This window comes from Marinobacter salinus (assembly GCF_001854125.1).
In the GTDB taxonomy this organism is placed as follows: Bacteria; Pseudomonadota; Gammaproteobacteria; order Pseudomonadales; family Oleiphilaceae; genus Marinobacter; species Marinobacter salinus.
In genome coordinates this window covers 433,347-446,216 of the sequence record NZ_CP017715.1, presented here as the reverse complement: position 1 = coordinate 446,216, position 12,870 = coordinate 433,347, and the positions used below count along the sequence as shown (strand labels likewise).

Here is a 12,870-nt window from a genome sequence, read left to right as displayed (position 1 = left end):
TGTGCGCTTGTTTCCGGCCATCCTTGGCCTCCAACATTTTTGGGAGAAGCCTTCCTGCCAAGGCCCCCAGCTGTGCGTTAACTCCAGACCTAAAAGATCAAGAGGCCATTTACACCAAACTGGCCCAAAGATCATGCTCATCAGCATGCTCAACGACAGCCTGAACAATCTGGCCGGGCACGAGGTCAGTTTCTTCGTTCAGATAAACCATGCCGTCAATTTCCGGTGCGTCTGCCTTGGAGCGGCCGATTGCGCCTTCCTCATCGACTTCGTCAATCAAGACGTCAATAGTTGTGCCGATCTTAGCCTGCAAGCGGGCAGCTGAAATCTCAGCCTGCCTGGCCATGAAGCGCGCCAGGCGCTCTTCTTTCACGTCCTCCGGCACGGCCCCTTCGATTTCGTTGGCTTTGGCACCTTCCACCGCACTGTAGGTGAACGCCCCGACGCGGTCGAGTTGTGCCTCATCCAGCCAGTCCAGCAGGTATTGAAAGTCTTCCTCGGTTTCGCCCGGGAAACCCACAATAAATGTGGAGCGAATGGTCAGCTCGGGGCAGATCTCCCGCCACTTCCGGATGCGCTCCAGCGTTTTGCTATCGTGGGCCGGGCGCTTCATGGCCTTGAGAACTTTCGGGCTGGCGTGCTGGAACGGGATGTCCAGGTAGGGGAGGATCTTGCCTTCCGCCATCAACGGGATGATGTCGTCTACATGGGGATAAGGATACACATAGTGCAGGCGTACCCAGACGCCCATTTCACCCAAAGCCTCACACAGGGACTGCATTTTGGTCTTCAGCGGCCGGCCCTGCCAGAAGCCAGTACGGTACTTGATATCCACGCCGTACGCGGACGTGTCCTGGGAGATTACCAACAGCTCTTTTACGCCCGCATCCACCAGCCGCCTGGCCTCGTCCATGACATCGCCAATTGGCCGACTGACCAGATCCCCGCGCATGGAGGGGATGATGCAGAAAGTGCAGCGGTGGTTGCAGCCTTCCGAGATCTTCAGATAGGCATAATGCCGGGGGGTAAGCTTCACGCCCTGTGGTGGAACCAGGTCGGTAAACGGATCGTGTTGCCTTTTCGGTGGCACGAACTGATGCACGGCACCTACAACGTCTTCATAGGCATGAGGCCCGGAAACCGCAAGAACCCCCGGGTGGGTATCACGGATCTTTTCTGCTTCAACACCCATGCAGCCGGTCACGATGACTTTGCCGTTTTCACTGATTGCCTCGCCGATGGCGTCGAGAGACTCCTGCTTGGCCGCATCTATAAAGCCACAGGTATTAACAACAACAATGTCGGCGTCCTCGTACGTGGGCACGACATCGTAGCCGTCCTGGCGGAGCTGGGTGAGAATTCGCTCGGAGTCCACGAGAGCCTTGGGGCAGCCAAGGCTGATAAATCCGACTTTGCCGTTGGAGGCACTGGCGTTCTGGTTTTTTTCTGTCATAGAAACGGCACTGGCTGTCCGGAGCTCGTATTGACGCCCGCGAGTGAATGAGGCGAATGATTTTACACCAGTCGCCTGCCCACCTGCAGCAAATGCTACCCGTTCGTTGCAGGTCACAAATACTGATCCATGTCAGAAATTGTGACTCTTTGTTCAGAAAGAGCCCTAAGTACCTGACACAATGGACGACAGGCTTCTTGCTGATTAGAAAGCAACCAACTACACTTTTCGCGTTTAAGTGTTTTTTCTGGAAGGGATTTATGGGAAAGGCAGCCGCGTTTGAAACCAGCCGGGCCAGAAGAGTCAAAATGAAACCAGTTGCGATAAAGTCAAACCTACGTAACCAGCAGCGCGTTGATGTATCCACCAACATTACCATCGAGAAACCGGATGGTTGCTGCCTGACCTGTTCGGTCTCCAACATCTCCCGAACCGGAGTGATGGTCTCCTGCAATCAGGAAGCCGTCAAAACACTCATTCCAGATCTCAAAGCACCGGCTCCCGGCAACTGGATTTCGGTCAAGACCAGCTTTTCCGTACCGGTGGTCGCCACTCAGCCTGTTTCCATAATCGCCGACGGCAACATTGTCCATATGCGCCGAATTGCTCGCGATGAATTCCAGCTCGGCATCCAGTTTGCGGAATTCGAAGGCAACGGCTTTGATTATGTTGACCGCTATGTCGGGAAACTGCTTGCCGACGCCCGGAACCGGCTCTGACGACAGGAACACTACTCCTGCAACAGGGCTACCCAGGGGACAATCTGACGCTATATTATTATAACCTCAAACTCTAGCGCTGAAGCTTCTTATACCATTATCACCTCTGTTATAGTGGGTAATCCAATTCGCACAGCCATCAAGGCCCGCACGGCGGCAACGGATTACCATGACCTCATACAATCTCACGCACCTGAAACAGCTGGAAGCGGAAAGCATCCACATCATCCGGGAAGTGGCAGCCGAGTTCGATAACCCGGTCATGCTCTACTCTATTGGCAAGGACTCAGCCGTCATGCTGCACCTTGCCAGAAAGGCTTTCTATCCCGGTAAACCGCCGTTTCCGCTCATGCATGTGGATACCACCTGGAAGTTCAGGGAAATGATCGATTTCCGGGACCGCAAGGTGAAGGAATACGGTCTTGACCTTATCGTTCACAAGAATGAGGACGGGATCAGGCAGGGTATCGGGCCTTTTACCCACGGCAGTGCCAAGCACACAGACGTGATGAAAACCCAGGCACTGAAACAGGCTCTGGACAAATACAAGTTTGACGCCGCTTTCGGTGGTGCCCGCCGTGACGAAGAAAAATCCAGAGCCAAGGAACGCGTCTACTCGTTCCGGGATGAGTACCATCGCTGGGACCCCAAGAATCAGCGCCCGGAACTCTGGAACATCTATAACGGCAAAATAAACAAGGGCGAGAGCATCCGCGTGTTCCCGCTGTCCAACTGGACCGAACTGGACATCTGGCAGTACATCTACCTGGAAAACATCGAGATTGTTCCCCTGTACTACTCGGCGGTACGCCCAGTCGTTGAGCGCGACGGCACTCTGATCATGGTGGACGATGACCGCATGCCCCTCAAAGAGGGCGAGAAACCGATGATGAAGTCTATCCGCTTCCGCACCCTCGGCTGTTACCCACTGACCGGTGCCATTGAATCCGAGGCCGATACGCTGCCTGAGATTATTCAGGAAATGCTGCTGGCAACCAGCTCCGAACGCCAGGGCCGCGTGATCGATCATGACTCCGCAGGCTCCATGGAACAGAAAAAGCGCGAAGGGTACTTCTAAGATGTCACACCAGTCCGATCTGATTGCTGAAGATATTCAGGCCTACCTGAAGCAACATGAAAACAAAGAGCTGCTGCGCCTGCTCACCTGCGGCAGTGTCGATGACGGCAAGAGTACCCTTATCGGCCGCCTGCTGCACGACACCAAAATGATCTACGAAGATCACATGGCAAGCCTGAAAACCGATAGCGCCAAGGTAGGCACAACCGGTGAAAAACTGGACCTCGCACTGCTCGTGGACGGCCTGCAGGCAGAGCGGGAGCAGGGCATCACCATTGACGTAGCCTATCGCTACTTCTCTACCGACAAGCGTAAGTTCATCATTGCCGATACGCCGGGGCACGAGCAATATACACGGAATATGGCCACGGGCGCCTCAACCGCTCAGGTCGCCATCCTGATGATCGATGCCCGTCACGGCGTTCTGACACAGACTCGCCGTCACTCCTTCATTGCCTCACTGCTTGGCATTCGCCACATTGTTGTTGCCATCAACAAGATGGACCTGGTGGATTTTAGCGAAGTGCGCTTTAACGAGATCAAGGACGAATACCTTGCGTTTGCGGCCAAACTTGGCCTGAAAGACATTCGCTTCGTGCCGATTTCGGCCCTGGAAGGCGACAACGTCGTTAACAAGAGCGAGAGCACACCCTGGTTTACCGGCCAGCCGCTGATGGACATCCTGGAAACCGTCGAAGTATCCCGGGACAAGAACCTCGAACACTTCCGTTTCCCGGTCCAGTATGTCACCCGCCCCGACCTGAACTTCCGGGGTTTTTGTGGCACCATCGCTTCCGGCACGATCCGCCCCGGCGAGCAGGTGATGGCTCTGCCCTCACGTCGTACAAGTACGGTTAAAGAAGTCGTTACATTTGACGGTAACCTTGAAGAAGCCTACATCGATCAGGCTGTCACCCTGACCCTGACGGACGAGATCGATATCAGCCGCGGTGACATGCTGGTCAAGGTTGAAGACGAACCGGAAGTGGGCAACCGCTTCAATGCAAACATTGTATGGATGACCGATGCGCCCCTGGAAACCGGGCGGCTCTACGACATCAAGCTTGGCCCCACCTTTACGTCCGGCACGGTAAAAACCATCCACCACCAGACTGACGTCAACACACTGGAGCAGCAGGCAAACCCGGAAACATTGCAACTCAATGAGATCGGCCTGTGTGAACTCACCCTGAGCCAGCCAATCGCTTTTGACGCCTACCAGCGCAACCACGCGACCGGCAGCTTCATCGTGATTGACAGGCTCACGAACGTAACTATTGGTGCAGGCATGGTATCCGGCCTCGCGGATAGTGGAGAGTCTCTTGATCCGGTCTCTGTCGAAGAGCGCGAGCGCCGACTGGCCCAAAAGCCGGCAATTATTGCCTGTAACGGGCGGCAGGCACCGGCCCTCGCTCTGGCCCTGGAGCGGGCTCTGTTTGACCAGGGCAAGACCTCCGTGGTGCTCAGCGAAGAGACCGCCGGTGATGCCGATGAGCGTCGTCGCGCTGCCCAGCTGCTGTCGGCCCACGGGCTGATCGCGATTGCGGTAAACCTGGGGACGGACGTGGCGAATGCCGGGGTAACTGCAGACAATGAACAGGACATACCGTCTGCGGTGAGTGAACTGATGCAATCACTGGGTCGCACCAAGCGGGTTTAAAGTTCACGAAATCTCGCTTTGTCCGTGAATGTCTTGGTTGTCCGTGGCAAAATCTCCAGCCCTGAAGTTAACCTTCAGGGCTTTTTCGTTCTGTAACCTGGGATTTTCTGATTATGGCCATCAAACACCTACGCACAGCCTTTGCCAGCCAGTACCAGCCGGGCCAGCCTGCCCGCCTCGTCAGCGGCGAAGCCCTGCAGGAACCCGGTGGCGATTACGAAGCACTGCACAAGCAGATGAAGCGACTTTTCAACAGCAAACCCGGCAAGAAATACGGTCGGTTTTCGGAAGATATCGGCGAGTCGCCCCTCAGTAGCTGGCTCAAGGATTACCTGGAAGACAAACAGAGCTTCGACTCGATGACTGATCGTTTGTTCGGCCAGTGGCAGGAACTGCTGACCGGCTGCCAGGAAGAGTTTCAGGGACACCTCATGATGGTCCACGAAGCTCTTGCGGATGCCGACGTGGTCTACCTGCTGATTCTGGAAAGCGACAATGCATTGCGCTTTGATGGCAACCAGGCTCTGGATGCCACAGATGTGCTGAGCCTCTCCCGGCTGAACCTGGCCGTGCGCATTGAACTGGATGACTGGCGTAGTGGTAACACCGCCGAAAACTACCTGACGCTCGTTCACGGGCGAGGCACCGGTGAACCCGGCGAATTGTTCATTCGGTTGAGCGGTTTTACCAATCAGGTGGATGTCGAAAAGGAAACGACGACCTTTCTGGACGCCGTGGAAGCGTTTGCCAAGTCGTCGGAACCGGAAAAGGCCGGTGAAGTGCGCAGCAAGGCCTATGAGTTTTGCAAGGAGCAGCATGCTCTGGGTGAGCCGGTAGAAATCGAGGCGCTTTCCGGTTATCTGGACGAGAGCGAACCCCAGCGGTTCAAGGATTTCGCATCGAAAACCACAGAAATGCCGGAGAGCGGCGTGCTCCACCCGGATCACCGCAAGGTGAAGAAACTCGTCCGCATTGCCGGTTCGGGAGGCGGCATGAGTGTTTCTTTTTCCTCGGATCTGGTAAATCAGGCGGTGTATTACGACCGCGATAAAGACGCTTTGACCATCACACGACTGCCCAAGGCCTTGCGGGAGCAGTTGCAGCGGTATCTCGAGGCTCGTGAGGATTAAAACTTAGGGGTTGGCTCTGAGCTTTCGGACTTCCTGCATCCACCCCACCCCGTCGATTAACTCGCCGGTTTCCGGATCAATCGGCGGGTACGGCAGTTTACGGTCGTCGCAGTAGCGCTTTACTGTCGGCTGGCACCAGCAGAACAGCAGTCGGTTGTATTCGTCGTCTGACAGCCTGCGCTGGTCAAACATGCCAGCCAGCTGCCTCTGACGCTGGGCTTCCGTCAGGATAATCGCACAGGCAGCGGAGACGTTGAGTGACTCAACCATCCCCATCATCGGGATTACAATGTGTTCATCGGCCTGATCGGCGGCGTCGGCACTGACCCCATCCACCTCGTTGCCCAGGATCACTGTGCACGGCACCGTGAAATCCGCTTCCCGGAAATCAATCGCACGGTCAGAGAGCTGGGCAGCATAGAGCTTATGGCCCTGCTTTCTCAGGGTGTCGATGGCATCGTCCATGGTTCGATGGGTGTGTGTCGTGACCCAATTGTAACTGCCACCCGCGGTTTTCCTGAAGGCCCGGAAGCCTTCTTTTGGCCAGACGACGTGCATGTTTGCCAGCCCAAAGGCATCGCAGGAGCGGATGATGGCGGAGAGGTTCCGGGGTTTGTGGACCTGGTCGGTGAGGACGCTGAGATCGGGTTGCCTGGTGTTGAGGGTTTGTTTGATTCGGGCGAGGCGTTCGGGGGTCATGGTGTCTGAGGTTTCGTTCAAAAGTTCGGAAAGCCGGGAATAATAACATAGTCCGACTAGCAACAAGCCGAGACAAAGGTGGTTGAAGAATGAGCACCCCGTTATAATACGCAGTTCCTTTTTGCTGGCGCCCCTTTGCAACCATCCTGTTCCCGGCGCGACATCCACCAGATTACGTGAGACCCATGGCTAAAAAGCTGTACATCAAAACCCACGGCTGTCAGATGAACGAGTATGACTCCGCACGCATGGCGGACCTGCTCAAGAGCGGTGAAACCGTCGAAATGACCGATTCGCCCGATGATGCCGACATTCTGCTACTGAACACCTGCTCCATAAGGGAAAAAGCCCAGGATAAGGTGTTTCACCAGCTCGGCCGCTGGAAAAAACTGAAAAACAGCAAACCCGACCTGATCATTGGTGTCGGCGGTTGCGTTGCCTCTCAGGAAGGCCAGGCCATCATTGATCGGGCGCCCTACGTGGATATGGTGTTCGGTCCGCAGACCCTGCATCGCCTGCCGGACATGATTACCGAAGTCCGGGCCAAGGGGGACGGCGTTGGCGTTGTCGATGTCAGCTTTCCGGAAATCGAGAAGTTCGACAATCTGCCGGAGCCGGGGGCGGACGGCCCGTCGGCATTTGTATCGATCATGGAAGGATGCAGCAAATACTGCACATTCTGTGTGGTTCCGTATACCCGTGGCGAAGAAGTCAGCCGCCCGGCGGACGATGTCATTGCCGAAGTTGCCCACCTGGCCAGCCAGGGTGTGCGTGAAGTTAACCTCCTGGGCCAGAATGTAAACGCCTACCGGGGCGAAACCCACGACGGCGACACGATGGACCTGGCCGAGCTCATTACCCTGATCGCGGCCGTCGATGGCATCGACCGGATTCGTTACACCACCTCTCATCCCGTCGAGTTTACCAACGCCATGATTGAGGTGTATGAGCAGGTTCCTGAGCTGGTCAGCCACCTGCATTTGCCGGTACAAAGCGGCTCGGACCGCATTCTGGCCGCCATGAAACGCGGCCATACCGCTCTGGAATATAAGTCCAAGCTTCGCCGGTTACGCAAGATACGTCCGGAAATCAGCTTTTCGTCGGACTTCATAATCGGATTCCCGGGCGAAACCGAGAAAGATTTCGAAGACACGATGAAGCTGATCAACGACATCGGATTCGATATGTCTTTCAGCTTCGTTTACAGCGCCCGTCCCGGCACGCCAGCATCGGATTTGCCAGACGAAACGCCCATGGAAGTGAAAAAACAGCGCCTGAGCATCCTGCAGGACCGCCTCAACCAGAACGTCATGGATATCAGCCGAAAAATGGTTGGCAGCACCCAGCGGATTCTGGTCACGGGTCTCTCCAAAAAGGATCCAGGGGAATACGCGGGGCGCACCGAGAACAACCGCATTGTTAATTTCCGGCACGAGAACCCGGACGTGGTCGGGCGCTTTATCGACGTCGAAATAGTTGAGGCTTACGCCAATTCTCTTCGCGGAATGCCGGTGGATTCGGAACTGTACTAGAAGGGCGGTGCCCTCGCCGACTGCACCACCCTTCATCGCACCACACATAGAAACAGGTACTCCCGGAAATCCGGTGAGTAAACAAAACGGAGCACTTTTGAACGCCAACGATCACAGACAATTTGACCTGCACCCCGTAGACCAGCGCCGCCTGACGACGCTTTGCGGCCAGTTCGATGAAAACCTGAAAATGATTGAAAGACGCTTGCAGGTCAAAATCGGCCGGCGCGGTCATCACTTCCGCGTGGAAGGTGAAACCGAGCATGTGGCAGCGGCCGTTGAGGTGATCCGTCACCTCTACCGGGAAACCGAAGCCACTGACGATATCCCACCGGATACCGTTCACCTGTTTATCCGGGAAACCGGTTTCGAACGACTGCCTGAAGACGTGCCGTTTGACGGGGTGGTGACTGTTATCAAAACACCAAAACTGCAGGCCAAACCCCGAGGCGCAAACCAGCAGAAATATGTGCACAACATCCGTACCCACGATATCAACTTCGGGATCGGGCCGGCGGGAACCGGCAAGACCTGGCTGGCGGTGGCCTGCGCGGTGGAGGCCCTGAAAGACGAGCAGGTGAAGCGTATTCTTCTGGTCCGGCCCGCCGTGGAAGCCGGAGAGAAGCTGGGGTTCCTGCCGGGCGATCTGGCCCAGAAAGTGGACCCGTATCTGCGCCCGCTGTACGACGCGCTTTATGAAATGCTGGGATTCGATCACGTAACAAGATTGATTGAAAAAAGTGTGATCGAAATTGCACCTCTGGCGTTCATGCGAGGCCGGACACTCAACAACTCGTTCATCATTCTGGATGAAAGCCAGAACACCACACGGGAGCAGATGAAAATGTTCCTGACCCGTATTGGCTTTGGCTCCACTGCAGTGATTACCGGCGACACGACTCAGGTCGACCTGCCACGGGGGCAAAACTCCGGCCTTATTCACGCGGCCGGCGTGCTGAGCAAGGTTCCGGGAATCGGCTTTACCCGCTTTGAAGCGAAAGACGTCGTACGTCACCCTCTTGTACAACGTATTGTTGAAGCCTACGATTCCTTTGATGACGGGAGCGTATCCGGCCGATGAGCAAACTGACGGTGGATTTCCAGAATGTGTATGAGGGCGAAGGTGTGCCCGAAGAGACTCTCTTCGGGACCTGGGCACAGACCGCCTGGCAGGGCGAAAACCCTTCCGAGGTGACAATCCGTATCGTGGGAGCCCTTGAAAGCCAGACGCTGAATCATGAGTATCGGGGCAAGGACAACCCCACCAACGTGTTGTCCTTCCCATTTGAGGCGCCAGCCGGTATAACGGTTCCATTGGCAGGAGATCTCGTTATTTGCGCGCCAGTGGTTGAATGTGAGGCCCGGGAGCAGCATAAAGATACCATGGCTCACTGGGCCCATATGGTGGTGCATGGCATGTTGCATCTCCAGGGTTATGACCATATCGAAGACAGCGATGCAGAGGTCATGGAAGCCCTCGAAGTCCGGTTGCTGGCGCAACTCGGATTTGGCAATCCTTACGAAGCAGAGGAAACGGAACAAGACTCATGAGCGACGATCAGTCGAGTCGCAGTCAGGGCGGAAAGTCCTGGCTGGAACGTATATCACAGGCCTTTTCCAGCGGGCCTGAGTCCGTAGAGGACGTGCTGGAAATCCTTCGGGACGCTGAGTCCCAAGATATCATCGATACCGACGCCATGAGCCTCATTGAGGGAGCCATGCAGGTGATCGATATGCGGGTGGAAGAAATCATGATCCCGCGCTCCCAGATGGTGACCGTCAAGGCATCTCAGGAACCAAAAGAGTTCCTCGGAGAAATCATTTCCTCCGCCCACAGCCGCTTCCCTGTCATTGGCGACAACCCGGATGACGTGATCGGCGTCCTTCTCGCCAAGGATCTTCTGCCTCTGGCCCTGAACAATGACCTCAGCTGGTCAAATATCCGCGAGATTCTTCGGCCACCGACCTTCGTGCCCGAGAGCAAACGCCTCAATCAGTTGCTCAAGGAATTCAAGGAAAACCGCAACCATATGGCCATTGTGGTGGACGAATACGGCGGTACTGCTGGCTTGATCACCATTGAAGACGTGCTGGAACAGATTGTTGGTGAGATTGAGGACGAGCACGATTTCGACGAAGAGACCCACATCAAGGCGCGTGGAGACGGAACATACGCCGTCAAGGCGGTCACGCCGGTTGATGATTTTAACGAGTTCTTCAAGACAGACCTGGATGAGGAAGAGTTCGATACCATTGGCGGCCTTGTACTCAAGGAGTTCGGTCACCTGCCCAGAAGGGGTGAAACGGTTGCATTCGCTGGCTTGCGATTTACTATTGCCAACGCCGATAACCGTGTCATCCGTCTGTTGCAGGTAACCCGAAGTGACCAGTGACCCCTCTGAAATTCGGGGACTGAAGTCCCCACTGTCCACCAACCGTTGGTTGGGCTCGGCCACGCTTCTGGTAGCCGGGGCCCTGCAAACGCTGACGTTTTCTCCCTTCAATCTCTGGTGGCTGGGCCCGGTTTCAATTCTGCTTATTTTGCTGGTGACGGTTCCGCTGCATCCGGGTAAGCTTTTCAAAGCGGGCTGGCTGATCGGGCTGGGGCTGTTCGGCAGCGGTGCAAGCTGGGTTTACATCAGTATCAGCGAACACGGCAATACTTCCATTCCAGTATCGATTCTGCTGACTGTGCTGTTTGTGTCCGGCCTTGCCATCTTCCACGGCCTGGCCTTCTGGTTCTGGGGTAAGCTCGCAAAAAAGAGTCCGGTCCGCAGGCTGATCCTGTTCCCGGCTATCTGGATTCTTGGTGACTGGCTCCGTGGCTGGCTGCTCACCGGTTTCCCCTGGCTCTACCTGGGAACCGCGCATACCGACGGGCCTCTTGCAGGGCTGGCCCCACTGGTCGGGGTGCATGGCATCACGCTCTGGATCACGGTGACGGGCGCCGCCCTGTATGCCACCTGGTGGCTGGTCAGCCACCTTCACCACGCCGCTGCGGCAATCACAGCTTTGGTGGCGCTTGCCCCCTGGCTGGCGGCCCCGGCCATGAATCGCCTGGAATGGACTGAAATAAACAAGGAGCCCACCAGTTTTGCCGCCATGCAAGGCAACATTCCCCAGCAAATCAAGTGGGATCCCGACTTCCTGAAAGACCAGATTGTGACTTATCTGGGCATGACCGAAGAGTACTGGAACACCGAGCTGATTCTCTGGCCCGAGACGGCCATTCCGATTCCACAGGATCAGGCGGGAAAAATCATCGAGCACATTGATGAGCAACTGGGTGAAAACAGTACCCTGATCACAGGCATACCCTGGTACGGGTTTAGTGATCGTATCGAAGACTTCACCTTTCACAACAGCATCATGGCTATCGGTAATGGGGACGGCATCTACCACAAGCAGAAACTGGTACCTTTTGGCGAGTATGTCCCTTTGCAGGACCTGTTACGTGGACTGATCGGTTTCTTCGACCTGCCTATGAGCAGCTTCAGCCGGGGACCGGAATACCAGGCACCACTGGAAGCGAATGGCCTGAAAATCATGCCCTTCATCTGCTACGAGGTGGCCTACCCGGACTTTGTGGCATTCAACAGCCGCAACGCAGATCTTCTGCTGACGATCAGCAATGACGGCTGGTTCGGCGATTCCATCGGCCCCCTGCAGCATCTTCAGATTGCCCGTATGCGCGCCCTGGAAACAGGGCGCTACATGCTTCGGGGCACCAACAACGGCGTCACAGCGATTATCAACAACAAAGGCGCGATAACCGAAACCATCCCTCACTTTGAGCGTGCCACCTTGTCCGGCGACGTATTCACGGCGAAAGGCCGCACTCCCTACATGCAGACAGGCTCATGGCCTGTACTTACCCTGGCCATCATCCTGGTTGTTTTTGTCCGGGAACGGATTATTCCTCCTTCCTCGGCCACCGGCTCGTAACCCGCTCGTAGTAGTGCGAACCACAGGCTTCGCAGGGTTCGAGGTGGCTGGTGGCGGTCAGGCAGCGCATGTGGCTACAGTTCAGGCAGCGAAACATACCTGCCGTAGCCACTTCACCCGAGATGTAATGGCCGGCATCTTTGTTCTCCAGTTTCTGCCGCAGCTCCAGAGCATCTACCAGGGTTTTGTCGGCCACAGAGAACAGACTGTCTGCTAACTGGTGTTCCAGCAACGAGATATCCAGCTGCAACCACTCTTTCAGGCCCTCGCCCGTTTCCTCTACAAAGTGCAGCAGATGCTCGAGGTCCCGCTGAAGATAGGCTCCGAGCAAGTCCGCCTCATCCCGGGTCATCTCCTCAAACTCATACTCGAACTCAATGGCTTTTTCCACTTCCGCTTCCAATGTTTCCAGAGAAGCTTCCTGCAACTCGTTAAGACGACTTTGGACTCTCTCCAGCATACGGTCATAGGCCTCAAGGGCTTTACCGGACAAATGGTTTCGTTCTGGCTCTGACATGACGGCTCCTCGTTCAGCCTTCCTTGTTTAGCCTATAGTCTGGCACAGGATCAGAAAATTGGCAGACTACCTGTTACGCCTTCTGTGCGTTAGAATGTTCGGCCGCTCCGAACATCATTTTGATACAGGGTAACTTT

The 12,870-nt window shown here is 55.7% G+C and carries 12 protein-coding genes; 9 read left to right on the top strand and 3 right to left on the bottom strand.

Annotated elements, in window-relative coordinates; genetic code table 11:
* Window positions 1-109 precede the first annotated feature (109 nt).
* The gene (gene rimO, locus BKP64_RS02125; protein WP_070965378.1) at window positions 110-1,453 is read right to left on the bottom strand and encodes a 30S ribosomal protein S12 methylthiotransferase RimO; all 1,344 of its coding nucleotides are present in this window, start codon (window positions 1,451-1,453) and stop codon (window positions 110-112) included.
* A 308-nt stretch (window positions 1,454-1,761) separates the two neighbouring features.
* Between rimO and BKP64_RS02120 the strand changes: the two genes are divergently transcribed.
* From BKP64_RS02120 to BKP64_RS02105, 4 genes are all read left to right on the top strand, one after another.
* Window positions 1,762-2,172, top strand: a complete 411-nt coding sequence (locus tag BKP64_RS02120; RefSeq protein WP_070973514.1) for a PilZ domain-containing protein — start codon at window positions 1,762-1,764, stop codon at window positions 2,170-2,172.
* A 169-nt stretch (window positions 2,173-2,341) separates the two neighbouring features.
* A complete protein-coding gene (gene cysD, locus BKP64_RS02115) occupies window positions 2,342-3,250 on the top strand; it encodes a sulfate adenylyltransferase subunit CysD (RefSeq protein ID WP_070965375.1) in 909 nt (302 codons plus the stop codon).
* A 1-nt stretch (window position 3,251) separates the two neighbouring features.
* Window positions 3,252-4,910, top strand: coding sequence for a sulfate adenylyltransferase subunit CysN (cysN, locus tag BKP64_RS02110; protein ID WP_070965372.1), 1,659 nt, complete (start codon window positions 3,252-3,254; stop codon window positions 4,908-4,910).
* Window positions 4,911-5,023: 113 nt separating this feature from the next.
* Window positions 5,024-6,040, top strand: coding sequence for a nucleoid-associated protein (locus BKP64_RS02105; RefSeq protein ID WP_070965369.1), 1,017 nt, complete (start codon window positions 5,024-5,026; stop codon window positions 6,038-6,040).
* 3 nt (window positions 6,041-6,043) lie between these two features.
* Here BKP64_RS02105 and trmH read toward each other — a convergent pair whose 3' ends face one another.
* A complete protein-coding gene (gene trmH, locus BKP64_RS02100; protein ID WP_070973513.1) occupies window positions 6,044-6,739 on the bottom strand; it encodes a tRNA (guanosine(18)-2'-O)-methyltransferase TrmH in 696 nt (231 codons plus the stop codon).
* Window positions 6,740-6,924: 185 nt separating this feature from the next.
* Between trmH and miaB the strand changes: the two genes are divergently transcribed.
* The 5 genes from miaB (at window position 6,925) to lnt (ending at window position 12,216) form a co-directional block, all read left to right on the top strand.
* Entirely contained in the window at window positions 6,925-8,271 is a 1,347-nt protein-coding gene (gene miaB, locus BKP64_RS02095; protein WP_070965366.1) for a tRNA (N6-isopentenyl adenosine(37)-C2)-methylthiotransferase MiaB, read from the top strand.
* Between the two features lie 97 nt (window positions 8,272-8,368).
* Window positions 8,369-9,352: a PhoH family protein gene (locus BKP64_RS02090; protein ID WP_070965363.1), complete on the top strand. Its 984-nt coding sequence runs from the start codon at window positions 8,369-8,371 to the stop codon at window positions 9,350-9,352.
* Window positions 9,349-9,822: an rRNA maturation RNase YbeY gene (gene ybeY / locus BKP64_RS02085; RefSeq protein ID WP_070965360.1), complete on the top strand. Its 474-nt coding sequence runs from the start codon at window positions 9,349-9,351 to the stop codon at window positions 9,820-9,822. The genes BKP64_RS02090 and ybeY overlap by 4 nt, the downstream gene beginning before the upstream one ends.
* A complete protein-coding gene (locus BKP64_RS02080; RefSeq protein WP_070965358.1) occupies window positions 9,819-10,664 on the top strand; it encodes an HlyC/CorC family transporter in 846 nt (281 codons plus the stop codon). The genes ybeY and BKP64_RS02080 overlap by 4 nt, the downstream gene beginning before the upstream one ends.
* On the top strand, window positions 10,654-12,216 hold the full coding sequence (gene lnt / locus BKP64_RS02075) for an apolipoprotein N-acyltransferase (protein WP_070965355.1): 1,563 nt from the start codon (window positions 10,654-10,656) through the stop codon (window positions 12,214-12,216). The genes BKP64_RS02080 and lnt overlap by 11 nt, the downstream gene beginning before the upstream one ends.
* On the opposite strand, the gene BKP64_RS02070 is transcribed toward lnt, so the two are convergent.
* Window positions 12,185-12,733 carry a zinc ribbon-containing protein gene (locus tag BKP64_RS02070; protein ID WP_070965352.1) on the bottom strand — a complete coding sequence of 183 codons (549 nt, stop codon included), beginning with the start codon at window positions 12,731-12,733 and terminating at the stop codon, window positions 12,185-12,187. The genes lnt and BKP64_RS02070 overlap by 32 nt on opposite strands.
* Window positions 12,734-12,870 lie beyond the last annotated feature (137 nt).